The sequence below is a fragment of the Melghirimyces thermohalophilus genome (assembly GCF_900102685.1).
GTDB classification, from domain to species: domain Bacteria; phylum Bacillota; class Bacilli; order Thermoactinomycetales; family DSM-45169; genus Melghirimyces; species Melghirimyces thermohalophilus.
Genome location: NZ_FMZA01000016.1, coordinates 45,524 through 63,093 on the forward strand (window position 1 = coordinate 45,524; position 17,570 = coordinate 63,093).

The 17,570-nt window shown below is 54.8% G+C and carries 24 protein-coding genes; 23 read left to right on the top strand and 1 reads right to left on the bottom strand.

The window, feature by feature from the left end:
- Positions 1-20: 20 nt before the first annotated feature.
- The 6 genes from rpoC to tuf all read left to right on the top strand — a co-directional run bounded on the left by rpoC (position 21) and on the right by tuf (position 8,503).
- Complete coding sequence (rpoC, locus tag BLP91_RS12120) at positions 21-3,638, top strand: DNA-directed RNA polymerase subunit beta' (RefSeq protein WP_091571438.1); 3,618 nt, start codon at positions 21-23, stop codon at positions 3,636-3,638.
- A 122-nt stretch (positions 3,639-3,760) separates the two neighbouring features.
- Positions 3,761-4,009: a 50S ribosomal protein L7ae-like protein gene (locus BLP91_RS12125; protein WP_091571440.1), complete on the top strand. Its 249-nt coding sequence runs from the start codon at positions 3,761-3,763 to the stop codon at positions 4,007-4,009.
- 142 nt (positions 4,010-4,151) lie between these two features.
- The gene (gene rpsL / locus BLP91_RS12130) at positions 4,152-4,565 is read left to right on the top strand and encodes a 30S ribosomal protein S12 (RefSeq protein ID WP_091571442.1); all 414 of its coding nucleotides are present in this window, start codon (positions 4,152-4,154) and stop codon (positions 4,563-4,565) included.
- A 43-nt stretch (positions 4,566-4,608) separates the two neighbouring features.
- The gene (gene rpsG / locus BLP91_RS12135) at positions 4,609-5,079 is read left to right on the top strand and encodes a 30S ribosomal protein S7 (RefSeq protein WP_091571445.1); all 471 of its coding nucleotides are present in this window, start codon (positions 4,609-4,611) and stop codon (positions 5,077-5,079) included.
- A 40-nt stretch (positions 5,080-5,119) separates the two neighbouring features.
- A complete protein-coding gene (fusA, locus tag BLP91_RS12140) occupies positions 5,120-7,192 on the top strand; it encodes an elongation factor G (protein WP_091571448.1) in 2,073 nt (690 codons plus the stop codon).
- A 120-nt stretch (positions 7,193-7,312) separates the two neighbouring features.
- Entirely contained in the window at positions 7,313-8,503 is a 1,191-nt protein-coding gene (tuf, locus tag BLP91_RS12145) for an elongation factor Tu (RefSeq protein ID WP_091571450.1), read from the top strand.
- Between the two features lie 294 nt (positions 8,504-8,797).
- On the opposite strand, the gene BLP91_RS12150 is transcribed toward tuf, so the two are convergent.
- Entirely contained in the window at positions 8,798-9,217 is a 420-nt protein-coding gene (locus BLP91_RS12150) for a PepSY domain-containing protein (protein ID WP_091571453.1), read from the bottom strand.
- A 662-nt stretch (positions 9,218-9,879) separates the two neighbouring features.
- Here BLP91_RS12150 and rpsJ point away from each other — a divergent pair.
- Genes rpsJ through rplF form a run of 17 tightly spaced genes read left to right on the top strand, consistent with a single transcriptional unit; the run spans position 9,880 to position 17,554 of the window.
- A complete protein-coding gene (gene rpsJ, locus BLP91_RS12155) occupies positions 9,880-10,188 on the top strand; it encodes a 30S ribosomal protein S10 (protein WP_091571456.1) in 309 nt (102 codons plus the stop codon).
- 13 nt (positions 10,189-10,201) lie between these two features.
- Positions 10,202-10,855: a 50S ribosomal protein L3 gene (rplC, locus tag BLP91_RS12160; protein ID WP_091571458.1), complete on the top strand. Its 654-nt coding sequence runs from the start codon at positions 10,202-10,204 to the stop codon at positions 10,853-10,855.
- Positions 10,856-10,881: 26 nt separating this feature from the next.
- Complete coding sequence (gene rplD, locus BLP91_RS12165) at positions 10,882-11,508, top strand: 50S ribosomal protein L4 (RefSeq protein WP_091571461.1); 627 nt, start codon at positions 10,882-10,884, stop codon at positions 11,506-11,508.
- On the top strand, positions 11,505-11,792 hold the full coding sequence (rplW, locus tag BLP91_RS12170; protein ID WP_091571464.1) for a 50S ribosomal protein L23: 288 nt from the start codon (positions 11,505-11,507) through the stop codon (positions 11,790-11,792). Before rplD ends, rplW begins: the two co-directional genes overlap by 4 nt.
- 29 nt (positions 11,793-11,821) lie before the next feature.
- Positions 11,822-12,658: a 50S ribosomal protein L2 gene (rplB, locus tag BLP91_RS12175; RefSeq protein ID WP_091571466.1), complete on the top strand. Its 837-nt coding sequence runs from the start codon at positions 11,822-11,824 to the stop codon at positions 12,656-12,658.
- Between the two features lie 40 nt (positions 12,659-12,698).
- On the top strand, positions 12,699-12,980 hold the full coding sequence (gene rpsS, locus BLP91_RS12180) for a 30S ribosomal protein S19 (RefSeq protein ID WP_091571468.1): 282 nt from the start codon (positions 12,699-12,701) through the stop codon (positions 12,978-12,980).
- A gap of 41 nt (positions 12,981-13,021) precedes the next feature.
- On the top strand, positions 13,022-13,363 hold the full coding sequence (gene rplV / locus BLP91_RS12185; protein ID WP_091571471.1) for a 50S ribosomal protein L22: 342 nt from the start codon (positions 13,022-13,024) through the stop codon (positions 13,361-13,363).
- Positions 13,364-13,376: 13 nt separating this feature from the next.
- A complete protein-coding gene (rpsC, locus tag BLP91_RS12190; protein WP_091571472.1) occupies positions 13,377-14,036 on the top strand; it encodes a 30S ribosomal protein S3 in 660 nt (219 codons plus the stop codon).
- Positions 14,037-14,038: 2 nt separating this feature from the next.
- The gene (gene rplP / locus BLP91_RS12195) at positions 14,039-14,473 is read left to right on the top strand and encodes a 50S ribosomal protein L16 (protein ID WP_091571474.1); all 435 of its coding nucleotides are present in this window, start codon (positions 14,039-14,041) and stop codon (positions 14,471-14,473) included.
- Entirely contained in the window at positions 14,463-14,675 is a 213-nt protein-coding gene (rpmC, locus tag BLP91_RS12200; RefSeq protein ID WP_091571477.1) for a 50S ribosomal protein L29, read from the top strand. The genes rplP and rpmC overlap by 11 nt, the downstream gene beginning before the upstream one ends.
- The gene (gene rpsQ, locus BLP91_RS12205; protein WP_091571478.1) at positions 14,672-14,938 is read left to right on the top strand and encodes a 30S ribosomal protein S17; all 267 of its coding nucleotides are present in this window, start codon (positions 14,672-14,674) and stop codon (positions 14,936-14,938) included. Before rpmC ends, rpsQ begins: the two co-directional genes overlap by 4 nt.
- Positions 14,939-14,971: 33 nt before the next feature.
- Positions 14,972-15,340 carry a 50S ribosomal protein L14 gene (gene rplN, locus BLP91_RS12210; protein WP_091571481.1) on the top strand — a complete coding sequence of 123 codons (369 nt, stop codon included), beginning with the start codon at positions 14,972-14,974 and terminating at the stop codon, positions 15,338-15,340.
- Between the two features lie 43 nt (positions 15,341-15,383).
- Positions 15,384-15,758 (top strand): 50S ribosomal protein L24, encoded by a 375-nt coding sequence (gene rplX / locus BLP91_RS12215; RefSeq protein ID WP_091571482.1) that lies wholly within the window; start codon positions 15,384-15,386, stop codon positions 15,756-15,758.
- Positions 15,759-15,778: 20 nt separating this feature from the next.
- Entirely contained in the window at positions 15,779-16,333 is a 555-nt protein-coding gene (gene rplE / locus BLP91_RS12220) for a 50S ribosomal protein L5 (RefSeq protein ID WP_091571485.1), read from the top strand.
- A 44-nt stretch (positions 16,334-16,377) separates the two neighbouring features.
- Positions 16,378-16,563 (top strand): type Z 30S ribosomal protein S14, encoded by a 186-nt coding sequence (locus tag BLP91_RS12225; RefSeq protein WP_091571487.1) that lies wholly within the window; start codon positions 16,378-16,380, stop codon positions 16,561-16,563.
- A gap of 26 nt (positions 16,564-16,589) precedes the next feature.
- Complete coding sequence (gene rpsH, locus BLP91_RS12230; protein WP_091571488.1) at positions 16,590-16,988, top strand: 30S ribosomal protein S8; 399 nt, start codon at positions 16,590-16,592, stop codon at positions 16,986-16,988.
- 29 nt (positions 16,989-17,017) lie between these two features.
- Entirely contained in the window at positions 17,018-17,554 is a 537-nt protein-coding gene (rplF, locus tag BLP91_RS12235; protein WP_091571491.1) for a 50S ribosomal protein L6, read from the top strand.
- Positions 17,555-17,570: the final 16 nt, after the last annotated feature.

The window sequence follows — 17,570 nt, forward strand, 5'->3', positions numbered from 1 at the left end:
TCCTGAGGGAGGAATGCCCTGTGCTGGACGTCAACAACTTTGAGTTTATGAAAATCGGTCTCGCTTCACCTAATAAAATCCGCTCCTGGTCCCGGGGTGAGGTGAAAAAGCCGGAGACGATCAACTACCGGACCTTGAAGCCGGAGAAAGAAGGTCTCTTCTGCGAAAAGATTTTTGGCCCGACCAAAGATTGGGAGTGTCATTGCGGCAAATACAAGCGCGTCCGCTACAAGGGCGTCGTTTGTGACCGTTGCGGTGTGGAAGTGACCCGATCCAAGGTGCGGAGGGAGCGGATGGGCCATATCGAATTGGCTGCCCCCGTTTCCCACATCTGGTATTTCAAGGGGATCCCCAGCCGGATGGGGCTTGTTCTTGACATGTCCCCCCGCTCCTTGGAGGAAGTGATCTACTTCGCTTCCTATGCGGTGGTCGATCCGGGCGAGACGCCGCTGGAGAAAAAACAGCTTTTGTCCGAAAAAGAGTATCGCAACTACCGGGAAAAATACGGGAACGCCTTCACTGCGATGATGGGGGCAGAGGCGATTCGGGCCCTGCTTGCCAGCATCGATCTGGACCAGGAAGTTCAGATGTTGAAGGAAGAGATGCAGACGGCTCACGGACAGCGGCGCAATCGGGCGATCAAACGGCTGGAAGTGGTGGAAGCATTCCGCGCTTCAGGAAACAAGCCGGAATGGATGGTCCTGGACGTCCTTCCGGTGATCCCTCCGGAACTGCGTCCCATGGTGCAACTGGACGGCGGCCGCTTTGCCACTTCCGACCTGAACGATCTGTATCGCCGGGTGATCAACCGGAACAACCGGCTGAAGCGCCTCTTGGATCTGGGCGCTCCGGACATCATTGTTCAAAACGAGAAGCGGATGCTGCAGGAAGCCGTCGATGCGCTGATCGATAACGGACGCCGCGGTCGACCGGTCACCGGTCCCGGGAACCGTCCTCTCAAATCCCTGTCCCATATGCTGAAGGGAAAACAGGGCCGTTTTCGCCAAAACCTGTTGGGGAAACGGGTAGACTACTCCGGCCGGTCGGTGATCGTGGTCGGACCCAACCTGAAAATCTATCAGTGTGGTTTGCCGAAAGAGATGGCGCTGGAATTGTTTAAGCCCTTCGTGATGAAAGAGTTGGTGTCCAAAGGGCTGGCCCACAATATCAAAAGCGCTAAGCGGAAAGTGGAACGGGTCCATCCGGAAGTGTGGGATGTGCTGGAAGAAGTGATTAAGGAGCACCCGGTTCTATTGAACCGGGCGCCGACGCTTCACCGCTTGGGGATTCAAGCCTTTGAGCCGGTGCTGGTCGAAGGCCGGGCGATTCGGCTGCATCCTTTGGTCTGTACGGCTTACAACGCGGACTTCGACGGGGACCAAATGGCGGTTCACGTTCCTCTTTCCGCTGAAGCTCAGGCAGAGGCGCGTCTGCTGATGCTGGCCGCCCAGAATATCCTCAACCCGAAAGACGGGAAACCGGTGGTGACCCCCTCCCAGGACATGGTGTTGGGAAGTTACTACATGACCCTGGAGAAGGAAGGGGCACTGGGAGAGGGCAAGGTTTTCAAAACCGCTGCCGAAGCGATCAACGCCTACAGCCAAGGGTATGTTACCTTGCATACGCGGATCGCTGTTCCAGCGAGCAGCCTCAACAAACCCTTTACCGAAGAGCAAAGGAAAGGGCTGTTGTTGACCACGGTCGGGAAGCTGATCTTCAACGAGATATTCCCCGACGAATTCCCTTATATCAATGAGCCGTCCAAATCCAATGTGGAGAACGGTACACCGGATAAATATTTCGTTTTGGAAAAAGGGGTCAACATCCGCGAAAAAATCAAGTCGATGCCGGTGCAAAGCGCTTTGAAGAAAGGTTTTCTCGGCAGCTTGATCGGCGAGTGTTTCCGTCGCTTTGGAACCAAGGAGACATCCGTCCTGATCGACAATATGAAAGCCCTCGGCTACTCCTACTCCACCAAGGCCGGGATCACCATGTCCATCTCAGACGTGGTTGTGCCTGACGAGAAACAGGATCTTCTCGACGAGGCGCAAAAAAAGGTGGAAATGGTTCTCAAACAGTACCGCCGCGGTCTGATCACCGAAGAAGAGCGGTATGAACGGGTGATCTCCATCTGGAGTCAGGCGAAGGATGACATTACCGATACACTGATGAAAAAGCTGGGCAAATTTAACCCCATCTATATGATGGCCAATTCCGGCGCCCGGGGGAACGTTTCCCAGATTACTCAGCTGGCCGGTATGCGCGGTTTAATGGCCAACCCGGCAGGGCGGATTATCGAGTTGCCCATTAAGTCCAACTTCCGGGAAGGGCTGACGGTGTTGGAGTACTTTATCTCCACCCACGGGGCCCGAAAAGGATTGGCGGATACCGCTCTGCGTACCGCCGACTCCGGTTATCTCACCCGTCGCCTGGTCGATGTGGCCCAAGACGTGATCGTTCGGGAAGACGATTGCGGTACGGACAAAGGCTTGCCTGTCGGTGTGATTTCCGACGGCGGCGAAGTTATCGAAGAGATGTTCGACCGGATCGTGGGCCGGGTCGCCTTCCAGACCGTTCGCCATCCGGAAACAGGCGACGTATTGGTGAAGCGGGATGAGATGATCGACGAGCAGAAAGCGACCGAAATCGTGAAAGCAGGTATTCAGGAGGTCCAAATTCGGTCTGTGTTTAACTGCCGTGCGCAACACGGAGTCTGCCGCAAGTGTTACGGCCGCAACTTGGCCTTGGGCACTCCCGTGGAAATTGGCGAAGCCGTGGGCATCATCGCCGCCCAATCCATCGGAGAGCCGGGAACCCAGCTCACGATGCGTACCTTCCACACCGGCGGTGTGGCTGGAGACGACATCACCCAGGGTCTGCCTCGGATTCAGGAGCTGTTTGAGGCTCGCAATCCGAAGGGACAGGCGACGATCACTGAAATTGCCGGTGTGGTCAGCGAGATCCGCGAGGTGAAGGACCGTCGGGAAGTGGTCATCGAGGGCGACGTGGAAACAAAAACTTATCAGGTTGCCTACGGTTCCCGTATGAAGGTGGCTGAGGGAGACCATGTGGCTCCTGGGGACCCTTTGACCGAGGGCTCCATCGATCCCAAGGAACTTCTCCGGGCCAAAGGCGTTCGCGGGGTTCAGGAATATCTTCTGCAGGAAGTGCAGAAGGTGTACCGACTGCAAGGGGTGGAGATCAACGACAAGCACGTCGAAGTGATGATTCGGCAAATGATGCGCAAAGTGCGGATCACCGATTCCGGAGATACCGAACTGCTGCCCGGCTCCATTGTCGATCTTCACGATTACGAGGAAGCCAACCGCGAGATCCTGCTGAACGGCGGAGAACCGGCGGTGGCCCGTCCGATCCTGCTGGGGATCACGAAGGCGTCTCTGGAAACCGAATCCTTCCTTTCTGCCGCATCCTTCCAGGAAACGACCCGGGTGCTCACCGATGCGGGGATCAAAGGCAAAGTCGACAAACTTCTCGGTCTCAAGGAGAACGTCATTATCGGGAAGCTGGTCCCCGCCGGCACCGGCATGTCTCGCTATCGCAGCCTGGCTGTCGATATGGAAAACGAGGCGGCGGATACCGAGACCGACACCACGGAAGAGAGTGTTCTGGTGGAATAAGGAAGGCCCTTTTCCGCCCCGATATTGCATGAAGCGGCGCCTTATCCACTTGTTGACAACGCCATAACCAGGTGATAAGATATCGTCGTGTGCTTGGGTGAATTCACTTTGGAGGGCGTATGATGTCTTATGATAAAGTGAAGAGCGCGAATACCTTATTGATTGGAGCCAAGCAGACCAAAAAGGCGATTCAACAGGGGAAAGCCCACGAGATCGTGATTGCGGAGGATGCGGAACCGCACATTACGCAGTCTCTGATCCAGCTGTGCCGGAACCATGGTGTAGCCGTCCACTACGTCGATTCGATGGAGAAGTTGGGAAAAGCCTGTGGAATCGATGTGTCAGCGGCAACGGCTGCGATATTGGATTGAACAAAATTGGACGGTCAATCCCAGGCCTGACCGCGCGCCGGAGTTCACGGGCGCGGTCGGTGTTTGGGTATGACCCCCAATTTTGTGCAAAAAAATGATCCGCCTGGCTCTGTGGACTTATAAAAAACAGGAGGTGACGATTATGCCTACGATTAACCAACTGATTCGCAAAGGTCGGAAACGGAAACCGGGTCAATCCAACTCCCCGGCGCTGCAACACGGTTACAACAGCTATCGCAAAGTGATCACCGATCATAGTTCGCCGCAAAAGCGGGGGGTTTGCACCCGTGTGGGGACGATGACCCCGAAGAAACCGAACTCTGCGCTGCGGAAGTACGCCCGTGTCCGTCTTTCCAACGGGATTGAGGTGACGGCTTACATTCCGGGAATCGGTCATAACCTGCAGGAACACTCCGTGGTTCTGGTCCGCGGTGGACGGGTGAAAGACCTGCCGGGTGTCCGCTACCACATTGTGCGCGGTGCGCTGGATACCGCTGGTGTGCAGGATCGGAAACAAGGTCGCTCCAAATACGGCACGAAACGTCCCAAGAAATAACATCATCCGTTGAAGCAGCGAGGAGACAAAGGAGGGAAGACTTGTGTCACGAAAAGGACCCGCACCCCGTCGGGAGGTTTTGCCGGATCCGATCTACAACAGCAAGCTGGTCACCCGTTTGATCAACCGGCTGATGTACGACGGAAAGAAAGGGAAAGCCCAACGCATTCTCTATGACGCCTTTGACCTTGTACGTGAGCGCTCAGGCAAAGACCCGATGGAAGTATTTGAACAAGCGATGAAAAACGTGATGCCGGTGCTGGAAGTAAAGGCACGCCGCGTCGGCGGTGCCAACTACCAGGTTCCGGTAGAGGTGAAGCCGGAGAGGCGTACCAGCCTTGGGCTTCGCTGGTTGGTCAACTACGCACGTCTGCGCAATGAGAAAACGATGCAGGATCGTTTGGCCAACGAATTAATGGACGCAGCAAACAATACCGGCGCTGCTGTTAAAAAGAAAGAAAATATGCACCGGATGGCCGAAGCCAACCGTGCTTTCGCCCATTACCGCTGGTAAGCGGCTACTATCTTTTTCAACATGAAAGGAGACATAACCGATGGGACGAGAGTTCTCCTTGAAAGAGACGCGCAACATCGGGATTATGGCTCACATCGATGCCGGTAAAACCACAACGACTGAACGGATCCTGTTTTACAGCGGCCGTGTGCATAAGATTGGTGAAACACACGAGGGCGCTGCTACCATGGACTGGATGGAACAGGAGCAGGAACGGGGTATCACGATCACATCCGCTGCCACAACCTGTCAGTGGAATGATCATCGCATCAACATCATCGATACCCCTGGTCACGTGGACTTCACGGTTGAGGTGGAGCGGTCCCTGCGCGTTCTGGATGGATCGGTCGGGGTCTTCTGCGCCAAAGGCGGCGTGGAACCCCAATCGGAAACCGTCTGGCACCAGGCGGACAAGTATCAAGTTCCCCGCATCGCTTATGTGAACAAGATGGACATCGTTGGTGCGGACTTCTTCCGGGCGGTCGAGCAAATGCGCAATCAGCTCGGTGCCAATGCGGTACCAATACAGCTGCCGATCGGCAAGGAAGATAATTTCGAAGGGATCATCGACCTGATCAAAAACGTCGCTTACTACTATGTCGATGATCTGGGGACTCGTGCCGAGACTCGGGACATCCCGGATGATTACAAAGAGCAGGCGGAAGAGTACCGCACTAAGATGATCGAAGAGGTCGCCGAGCTGGATGAAGACTTGATGATGAAGTACCTCGAAGGGGAAGAGCCGACGGAAGACGAAATCAAGAAGGCGCTCCGTAAGGGCGTTGTCAATGTGGAGATCGTCCCCGTTCTTTGCGGTTCCTCCTACAAGAACAAAGGGGTCCAATTGATGTTGGACGCTGTGGTGGACTACATGCCGTCCCCGCTGGACGTTCCCCCGATTCAGGGTGAACTTCCCGACGGAACGGAAGCCAGCCGCAAGTCCGACGACAATGAGCCTTTCTCCGCTCTGGCCTTTAAAGTGATGACCGATCCCTATGTGGGTAAACTGACTTTCTTCCGAGTGTACTCCGGTACGCTCAACTCTGATTCCTATGTGCTCAACGCCACCAAAAACAAGCGGGAGCGTGTGGGCCGGATCCTGCAGATGCATGCCAATTCCCGGCAAGAGATCAAAACGGTGTACGCCGGAGATATCGCCGCTGCGGTAGGCTTGAAGGATACCGGTACCGGTGATACTCTGTGTGATGAGAAGAGCCCCATCATCCTGGAATCGATGATTTTCCCCGAGCCGGTGATCGATGTCGCCATCGAGCCGAAGACCAAGAGCGACCAGGATAAGATGGCGGAGGCTCTTGCCAAACTGTCGGAAGAGGATCCCACCTTCCGCACAGAGACCAACGAAGAGACCGGTCAAACGATTATTTCCGGAATGGGTGAACTTCATCTGGACGTCATCGTTGACCGGCTGAAGCGGGAATTCAAAGTGGAAGCCAATGTGGGGAATCCGCAGGTGGCTTATCGCGAGACCTTCCGCTCCTCGGCACAGGTGGAAGGGAAATTTATCCGGCAGTCTGGTGGACGCGGTCAGTACGGTCACGTTTGGATCGAATTCGAGCCTCTGGAAGAGGGTGGCGGTTTCGAGTTCGTCAACAAGATCGTCGGCGGTGTCGTACCGAAAGAATATATCCCTGCCGTTCAGGCCGGTGTGGAGGAAGCGATGGAGAATGGTGTGCTGGCCGGCTACCCCTTGGTAGACGTTCGGGCCACGCTCTATGACGGCTCCTACCACGACGTGGACTCCTCGGAGATGGCCTTTAAGATCGCGGGGTCCATGGCCCTGAAAGCGGCCAAATCCAAATGCTCTCCGGTGCTGCTGGAGCCCGTAATGAAGGTGGAAGTGATCGTCCCCGAAGAATACATGGGTGACGTCATGGGTGATGTCAACTCCCGCCGCGGGCGAGTGGAAGGCATGGAAGAACGTGGTGGTGTCCAGGTGATCCGGGCGATGGTGCCCTTGGCCGAAATGTTCGGCTATGCCACTAACCTCCGCTCCCGTACTCAAGGACGCGGGCAGTACACCATGCACTTCGACCACTACGAAGAAGTGCCGAAGACCATCGCCGAAGAGATTATCGCCAACGCTGGCAGCTGATCCGCTGTCGGTGCCATTCCTTTCTGGTGAAGAAGGTTGGCGAAGGGAATTTTATCTCTTCGCTGCTTTCTCCCTTATACATTAAACTCAAACGAAAGACCTAAAGGAGGATTTTGAGTCATGGCCAAAGAAAAGTTTGAGCGCACGAAACCGCACGTGAACATTGGGACGATCGGTCACGTGGACCACGGGAAAACGACCCTGACTGCTGCGATCACGACTGTTATGGCTAGCACCGGTACCGGTGAAGCCCGTGCTTTCGATACCATCGACAACGCTCCGGAAGAAAAAGAGCGGGGCATCACCATCGCCACCTCCCACGTGGAGTATGAAACGGAAGCCCGTCACTATGCTCACGTGGACTGCCCGGGACACGCTGACTACGTGAAAAACATGATCACCGGTGCCGCTCAAATGGACGGTGCGATCCTGGTTGTGTCCGCCGCCGACGGCCCGATGCCGCAAACCCGGGAGCACATCCTGCTCTCCCGTCAGGTGGGTGTGCCGTCCATCGTGGTCTTCCTGAACAAAGTGGACATGGTGGACGACGAAGAGCTCTTGGAACTGGTGGAAATGGAAGTGCGTGAACTGCTGTCCGAGTACGACTTCCCCGGCGACGACATCCCGGTGGTAGCCGGTTCCGCTCTGAAAGCGATGGAAGACCCCTCCGGTGAATACGGCCAAAAAATTCTTGAGCTGATGCAAGCGATCGACGACCATGTTCCGACCCCGGAGCGGGATAAAGACAAGCCCTTCCTGATGCCGATTGAAGACGTCTTCACCATCACCGGTCGCGGTACCGTGGCCACCGGCCGTGTGGAGCGCGGTGTTGTGAAAGTGTCCGATGAAGTGGAGATCATCGGTATCAAAGATGAAATCAAGAAGACGGTGATCACCGGGGTAGAAATGTTCCGCAAGATGATGGAAGAAGCGGAAGCCGGTGACAACATCGGTGCGCTCCTGCGGGGGATCGACCGGGAAGAAATCCAGCGTGGTCAAGTGCTGGCCAAGCCCGGCAGCGTGAAGCCCCACACCAAGTTTAAAGCCCAGGTTTACATCCTGAGCAAAGACGAAGGTGGCCGTCACACCCCCTTCTTTAACGGTTACCGTCCCCAGTTTTACTTCCGTACCACGGACGTGACCGGTGTCATCCAACTGCCGGAAGGCACGGAAATGGTGATGCCCGGAGACAACGTGGAAATGGATGTGGAACTGATCGCTCCGATCGCCATCGAAGACGGAACTCGCTTCGCGATCCGCGAAGGCGGCCGTACCGTTGGTGCCGGTGCTGTCACCACCATCCATGAGTAATGGATTGGCTTTCAAGGAAAAGGGCCCCTTATTGGGGTCCTTTTTTTGTACCACCCATATTTGCCGATCGGAGTTGGCGAATTGTTGAGTAAAGCGGAGTGCTTTATGGTTTGCCCCGATTCAAGCGTTTCGTAATGGAGTGAAGGGATACTCCCACCGCGGTTCTTTCGCATCTGACAGGATGCCTTCTTTTGCGACGATGATACGGTCCGAAGGCGATTGGAACAAAAGGAAACGGCAAGAAAAATCCCCCTCTCCCTTCCTATCCAGGAGGGGAGTGCTCGTGGAGAATGGTTAATCTCGCTCGGCCAACAGGATCTCACCGGTATGAGCGTCGATTTCAAATTTGGCTTTCTCTTCTTCGCTTAACTCTATCTCCACCTTGTAGATTGCTTGATCCTCTTCTTCTTCCCACTCAATTTTGCGAATGGTGCCGTCTGCCTGTTTCCGTGCGATGCGGGCGGCCTCCTCGGCGGTGATTTTACCATCTGCTGCCGGTGGGGGCGGTTCCTTTGCCTTCGGTTCTTCCGTATGCTGTTCTTTTTCTTTATCGGTCTCCTTCTCTTTTTGTTGATCCTGTGAGGATTTTGCTTCATCGGCGGTTGCTGTTTCTTTTTCTTGGGTGGTTTGATAGATGCCGAGGGCTACACCAGCGGTGCCGCCGATCAGGACGGAGACCAAGACGATCAACAAGAAAAACCGGATCGCGTTCATCGTCCTCCTCCTTTCTCAAACAGGATACAATGCTTGCATCAGGAGGTCGACCCTTTTTCAGCCGTCAAAATTGTAAAAAACCGCCGGGTTCCATGTCGGACCCGGCGGTTCCAATGTGCAGGGAATTTCATACAACTTCATTATACCATTTGGCGGAGGCTTATGACAGACTGTTTTGAATATAGGTGATGAACTCAAATGACGAGAGGCGAGAGAGGAGGGTTTGACTTCCCAACTTGTCAGTAAAACACCACAACGTCAGCTCCGAATTAGCACCGGGAACGAAAGGGGATTGTTGAAGATTGGGCTCATCAACAGCATCTGATGGAGCCGGTCGACATTATAAAGAAAGGAAAGTCTCCGTCCCCTTTATACCAAACCACAAGGACACTCTTGGGATTGCATTTGCACTCTCCTACCATCTTTATGATATATTACCCTGGGGGTCTCACCTGCGCTAAGACAAAAGCAGGGGTCGTTTCTCATATAAACCGCCGATTTTTCTTGCAATGGACAGTTTATTTCCGTATAATAAGGAATGTTGGTTTTGAACGGCGATGATGTGGAAGGTTGCCGACACACCCGGCCCCTTTGCCATGGTGAGTGGGGAAATTTCCACGGAGCAAGTTCATTTTAAAAATGAGCGAAAAGGAGGGGCATGCATGGCCAAACAAAAGATTCGCATTCGCCTGAAGGCGTACGATCACCGTGTATTGGATCAATCGGCGGAGAAGATCGTCGATACGGCAAACCGGACGGGGGCGGGTGTGTCGGGACCGATCCCGCTTCCCACAGAACGTGCCGTCTATACGATTCTTCGTGCGGTGCACAAATATAAGGATGCGCGGGAGCAGTTTGAAATGCGCACGCATAAGCGGTTGATCGACATCGTCAACCCTACGCCGCAAACGGTAGATGCGCTGATGCGACTCGATCTGCCGTCTGGTGTTGATATCGAAATCAAACTGTAACTCAAAAAAGAAAATGATCCGTCAGGAGGTGTGCGACGTGAAAGGGATTCTCGGTAAAAAGCTGGGGATGACACAGGTATTCGCCGAAGACGGTACCTCCATCCCTGTGACAGTCATCGAGGCTGGTCCGTGTTCCGTTCTTCAGAAGAAAGAAGCGGATACCGACGGTTACGAATCCGTGCAACTCGGATACGGTGACAAAAAAGAACACCGGGCCAACCGTCCGGAGGCGGGCCACGCCAAAAAGGCCGGGGTGTCTCCCAAGAAGTTCGTCCGCGAGGTTCGCGGTATGAACCCGGACGAGTACGAACTGGGTCAGGTTGTGAAAGCCGACCTGTTCAATCAAGGAGAAAAGGTGGATGTCACCGCCACGTCGAAAGGGAAGGGCTTTGCCGGTGCGATCAAGCGCCATAACCAAGCCCGCGGACCGGTGAGCCACGGCTCTCATTATCATCGCGGCCCTGGTGCCTTGAGCTCTATCGACCCGATGCGCGTATTTAAAGGGCAGACGTTGCCGGGGCGCATGGGTGGCGATAAGGTGACTGTGCAAAACCTGGAGATTGTCAAGGTAGACTCTGAGAAGAATCTGATCTTGATCCGAGGTTCCATCCCGGGTCCGAAAAACGGCTACGTTGTGATTAAATCCGCGGTGAAAGCCGCGCAATAACCATTGACGGAAAGGAGGAGACTTTCATGCCGAAAGTGAATGTATTGGACCAAAACGGCAGCCAGGTGGGCGAGTTGGAATTATCCGATTCCGTATTCGGAATTGAGCCCAACGAGGCGGTTTTACATGAAGCTGTTGTGATGCAGCAGGCTTCTCTGCGCCGTGGGACCCACGCGGTAAAAAACCGTGCTGCCGTACGGGGCGGCGGACGTAAGCCCTGGAGACAAAAAGGGACGGGACGTGCGCGTCACGGAAGCATCCGTTCGCCGATCTGGGTAGGTGGCGGTGTCGCCTTCGGCCCCACGCCCCGCAGCTACAGCTATAAGATGCCGAAGAAAATGCGCCGTCTGGCCATTCGTTCCGCGCTGTCTTCCAAAGTGAAAGCCGATGATCTGGTCGTGCTCGACAAACTGGCCCTGGATCAACCGAAAACCAAAGAGATGGTGAAGGTGCTCTCCGGCCTGAACGCCGATCGGAAAGCGTTGGTTGTGGGGAGCGAGTATGACGAGAACGTCGCTCTGTCCGCGCGGAACCTTCCCGGTGTGAAGTATATCGACGCCCAGGGGTTGAACGTCCTGGATGTGTTGAATCACGATAAACTGATCATCACCCGGGATGCGGTCTCTCGCGTAGAGGAGGTGCTCGCCAAATGAAGGACCCCCGCGATATTATCCGGCGCCCGCTAGTGACGGAGAAATCCACCGATCTGATGGAACAGAACAAGTACGTCTTTGAAGTGGACCTGAAGGCCAACAAGACGGAGATCAAAAACGCTGTCGAAAAGATCTTCGATGTGAAAGTGGCCCAGGTGAACACCATGCGGGTGAAGGGAAAGCCGAAGCGTTTCGGCCGCTATGAAGGCCGCACTTCGGATCGCAAAAAGGCGATTGTGAAGTTGACCGACGACAGCAAGAGTATCGAGCTCTTTGAAGCTTGATCACCAAAGGGTAAAGGAGGGAAATATCTATGGCTATCAAGCACTTTAAACCGACCTCGCCGGGACGCCGGCAAATGACGGTCTCTGCCTTTGATGAGATCACCACGGATCGACCGGAAAAATCTCTGACGACCAGTCTGAATAAGCGCGCCGGTCGGAACAATCAGGGCCGGATCACGACTCGGCACCATGGCGGCGGTCACAAGCGGAAATACCGCATTATCGACTTTAAGCGGAACAAAGATGGAGTTCCTGGCAAAGTGGCTACGGTGGAATACGACCCGAACCGTTCAGCAAACATCGCTTTGATCCACTATGCTGACGGGGAAAAACGTTACATTCTGCACCCTCGGGGTCTGAAAGTGGGTGACACGATTCAGTCCGGCCCGGATGTTGACATCAAAGTGGGCAACGCTTTGCCGCTGAAAAACATCCCGGTGGGTTCGACGGTTCACAACATCGAGCTGAAGCCCGGTGCCGGCGGTCAGTTGGTTCGTTCCGCAGGCGCTCAAGCTCAGGTACTGGGTAAAGACGGAAAGTACGCCGTCGTGCGGCTCGCTTCCGGCGAAACCCGAATGATCCTTGAGCAATGCCGTGCCACCATCGGACAGGTGGGCAACCTGGAAAATGAACTGATCCACGTCGGGAAAGCCGGCCGTTCTCGTTGGCAAGGCAAGCGGCCGACGGTCCGCGGTTCTGTGATGAACCCCTCTGACCACCCCCATGGTGGCGGTGAAGGCCGTGCCCCGATCGGACTTGTCTCTCCGGTTTCGCCCTGGGGCAAACCGACAGTCGGTTACAAGACTCGGAAGAAGAACAAGCCGTCTGACAAGTATATTGTGCGTCGTCGTCGCAAGAAAAAGTGACGTATCGTAATTGGCCATCGACGGAAAGGAGGTTCTGTGCATGGGCCGCAGCCTGAAAAAAGGACCTTTTGCAGATGATCACTTGTTGAAAAAGGTACGGGAACTGAATGATCAGGACAAAAAGAAGGTCATTAAGACCTGGTCTCGCCGTTCCACGATTTTCCCGGAATTTATCGGTCACACCATCGCGGTGCACGACGGCCGCAAACATGTGCCGGTATACATTACCGAGGACATGGTGGGCCATAAGCTGGGTGAATTCGTCACAACCCGGACGTTTAAGGGGCATGCCGGTGACGACAGGAAAACTCGGAAGCGCTAAAGGGACGGATGTAACAGGTCACCCAGAGAGGAGGTCAGGAGATGGAAGCGACAAAAGCTAAAGCCGTTGCGCGTTTTGTGAGGATCGCTCCCCGCAAGGCACGCCTGGTTATCGATCTGATTCGCGGCAAATCCGTGGACGAAGCGCTGGCCATCCTGCGGTTCACTCCCCGTGCCGCGTCGCCGATCATTGAGAAGGTGCTCCGTTCGGCCATTGCTAATGCGGAACACAACTACGAGATGAATCCGCAAAACCTCGTGGTGGAGACCGCGGTGGTGGACGAAGGACCGACCATGAAACGGTTCCGTCCCCGCGCCATGGGACGTGCCGGGCGTATTAACAAACGTACCAGCCACATCACAGTGGTTGTATCTGAAAAATAAGGAGGGATAGAGTTTGGGTCAAAAAATCAACCCGGTAGGACTCAGGGTCGGGGTCATCCGCGACTGGGAGTCCAAGTGGTTTGGCGGCAAGGATTACGCTGACATGCTGCACGAAGACATCGAGATCCGCGAGTTTTTGGAGAAGCGACTGAAGGACGCAGCTGTCTCCGCCGTGGAAATCGAGCGGGCCGCCAACCGCGTCAACCTGACCATCAAAACCGCCAAGCCCGGTATGGTGATCGGGAAAGGCGGATCCGAAGTGGAAGCGTTGCGCAAAGAGTTGACCCGGCTGACCGGCAAGAAAGTGCACATCAATATTGAGGAAATCAAAACCCCCGAATTGGATGCCCGTCTGGTGGCGGAAAACATCGCCCAACAGTTGGAGCGTCGGATTTCTTTCCGCCGCGCCATGAAGCAGACCATCCAGCGGACGTTGCGCGCCGGAGCTCAAGGGGTTCGCACCCAGGTGAGCGGTCGCTTGGGCGGTGCCGATATCGCCCGGACGGAAGGATACAACGAAGGTACGGTTCCGTTGCACACCCTGCGCGCTGATATCGATTATGGTCACGCGGAAGCCCACACGACCTATGGACGGATTGGAGTGAAAGTGTGGATTTACCGCGGTGAGGTGCTCCCTTCCAAAAATAAGGGAGAAGCGGAAGGAGGCAAGTAACGATGTTAATGCCGAAACGCACGAAGTTTCGTAGGGAACATCGCGGTCGCATGAAAGGCCGGGCCAAAGGCGGAACAGAAGTAGCCTTCGGTGAGTACGGTCTGCAGGCACTAGAAGCTTCCTGGATTACCAACCGGCAGATCGAAGCGGCCCGGATCGCGATGACGCGTTATATTAAACGTGGCGGTAAAGTATGGATCAAAATTTTCCCGGATAAACCGGTTACCCAAAAGCCCCTTGAGGTTCGGATGGGTAGCGGTAAAGGCTCTCCTGAAAAATGGGTTGCCGTCGTTAAGCCCGGTAAAGTTCTGTTTGAACTGGCCGGGGTGTCGGAGCAAGTGGCCCGCGAAGCCATGCGTCTTGCTGCTAACAAACTTCCGATCAAGACGAAATTCGTAATTCGAGATGAAGCGGGTGGTGGTACGAATGAAAGCTAAAGAGCTAGTAGAAATGACCACCGCTGAGATTGAACAAAAGCTGGCTTCGCTGAAAGAAGAGCTGTTTAACCTTCGGTTTCAAGCGGCGACCGGTCAGCTGGATAATCCTGCCCGGATCCGTCAAGTTCGCAAAGATATCGCCCGTTGCAAAACGGTGATGCGCGAGCGCGAACTCGGTATCGAAAGGAGGAAACAGGTATGACCGAAGAACGCAACAGCCGCAAGGTCCGTGTCGGTAAGGTCGTCAGCGACAAGATGGACAAAACGATCGTCGTTGCAGTGGAAACTTACAAAAAGGCTCCCTTGTACGGAAAACGCGTGAAATACAGTAAGAAATTTAAGGCCCACGACGAGGAGAACAAAGCCAAAAAAGGCGACCTCGTGAAGATCATGGAAACCCGGCCGCTGTCCAAGGACAAAAGATGGCGCCTGGTTGAGATCGTGGAAGAAGCTGTGATTGTTTAAACTTCATACTGACTGGCGGAAGGAGGGAGACCGATGATTCAGGCGCAAACACGTCTGCGCGCTGCAGATAACTCCGGCGCGAAGGAATTGCAGTGCGTCAAAGTTTTAGGTGGTTCTAAACGCAAATCGGCTGGGATCGGCGATGTGATCGTCGCAACGGTAAAACAGGCTACACCCGGGGGCGTTGTCAAGAAGGGCGACCTTGTGAAGTGCGTGGTGGTTCGGTCGAAACGGCCGACCCGACGTCGAGATGGCTCCTACATCCGGTTTGACGAAAACGCCGCCGTAGTGATCCGGGACGACAAGGGCCCCCGGGGAACCCGGATTTTTGGCCCCGTTGCACGGGAACTTCGGGAACGTGACTATATGAAAATTATTTCGCTGGCTCCGGAAGTGCTCTAAGCCGGACCAAGCGGTATAAGACCGGTTTGAAGGAGGTGCCGACATGGCTCAGCGTCCGAACAAGCTCCACATTAAAAAGGGTGACACGGTGATCGTGACGCGCGGGAAAGACGCCCCGACCCGGGATAAGAACGGTAAGATGGTTTATACCAAAGGTCGTGTGCTGAAAGTATTTCCCGCCGAGCAGCGTGCTCTGGTCGAGGGCGTCAACATGGTGAAAAAGCATAGCCGCCCGACCCAGGATAATCCTCAGGGGGGAATTATCGAACAGGAAGCTCCGGTTCATATTTCCAACCTGATGCTGGAGGATCCGAAGACGAAAGAACCCACTCGGGTGGGATATAAGGTGATGGAAGGTAAGGGCGGTAAAGAGAAAAAGGTTCGTTATGCCAAAAAATCCGGTGAAGTGATCGACTGATCCCGGTAACGGAAAGGAGGATGGAGACTGTGGCAGTACCTCGCCTGAAAGAACAGTATCAAGAAGAAATCAGCCCGGCTCTGATGAAAAAGTTCGATTATCAGTCCACGATGCAGGTGCCCAAGGTTGAAAAAGTGATTATCAATATGGGGATCGGTGAGGCGGTACAAAACCCGAAGGTATTGGATAGCGCTATCGAGGATTTGACCGTGATCACCGGACAAAAGCCGGTCGTGACCCGGGCTAAAAAATCGATCGCCGGTTTCAAACTTCGTGAGGGGATGCCGATCGGAGCGAAAGTGACTCTGCGTGGACAGCGGATGTATGACTTTCTCGATAAGCTGATCAATGTGGCCCTCCCCCGTGTTCGTGACTTTCGCGGTGTTTCGCCCAAGGCTTTTGACGGCCGCGGCAACTACACCCTGGGCTTGAAGGAGCAGCTGGTTTTCCCGGAGATCGAATATGATAAGGTGGACAAAGTGCGCGGCATGGATATCGTGATCGTGACCACAGCGGACACCGACGAAGAAGCGCGCGAACTGCTGACCCAGATGGGGATGCCCTTCCGCAAATAATGACGGCGTGATCGAACAAACGGGATGAAAAGGAGGGAATCCGTTTGGCCAAAAAGTCGATGATTGCCAAAGCGAAGCGCAAGCCGAAATTTAAAGTGCGGTCCTACACCCGCTGCGAACGCTGTGGACGTCCGCATTCTGTGATTCGGAAGTTCCGCCTTTGCCGGATCTGTTTCCGTGAGTTGGCCTATAAAGGGCAGATTCCCGGCGTGAAAAAAGCGAGCTGGTAATTGAGTGTGGAAGGAGGGAAAGAAGCATGGTGATGACTGACCCGATTGCTGACATGCTGACCCGGATCCGTAACGCGAACCTGGTTCGCCACGAGAGCCTGGAGGTTCCTGCATCTAAGCTGAAGCGAGAGATCGCGGAGATCCTGAAACGGGAAGGATTTATTCGCGATGCGGAATATATCGAAGACGGCAAACAGGGGATCATTCGGATCTTCTTGAAGTACGGCCCCAACAACGAACGGGTGCTCACCGGGCTGAAACGGATCAGTAAACCCGGTCTGCGCGTATACGCCAAGAGCGAGGAGATTCCGCAGGTGCTCCGCGGCCTGGGGGTTGCTGTTGTCTCAACCTCCAAAGGGGTCATGACGGATAAAGAAGCCCGTAATTCCAATTTGGGCGGCGAAGTATTGGCATACGTCTGGTAAGAACTCGGATACGGACGGAGGTGAAGGAGATGTCCCGTATAGGTCGCAAGCCGATCGCCATCCCTAATGGGGTGGAAGTCAATGTAAATGACGGGGAAGTGAGCGTGAAAGGGCCGAAAGGAACCCTGAGCCGCAAGCTGACCTCGGAAATCAAGGTGAACGTAGGCGAGAACGAGGTGGTTGTGGAACGCCCCAGCGATTACCGCAAGCACCGCGCCATGCACGGTACGGTGCGCAGCCTGGTGGCCAATATGATTGAGGGTGTCACCAACGGTTATACCAAAACGCTGGAACTGTCTGGCGTCGGATACCGGGCTCAGAAAAAAGGTGAGAAAGTGGTCCTGAACGTCGGTTATTCCCACCCGGTGGAAGTGGATCCCATCGACGGGGTCGAACTCGATGTACCTTCCCAAACACAAATTGTGGTGAAGGGGATCGACAAGGAACGTGTTGGCGCGCAAGCGGCCAAGATTCGCTCGGTCCGCGAACCCGAACCGTACAAAGGGAAAGGGATCAAATACGCGGATGAGCGTATTCGCCGTAAAGAAGGGAAAACCGGTAAGTAAGTTTAGGAAAGGAGTG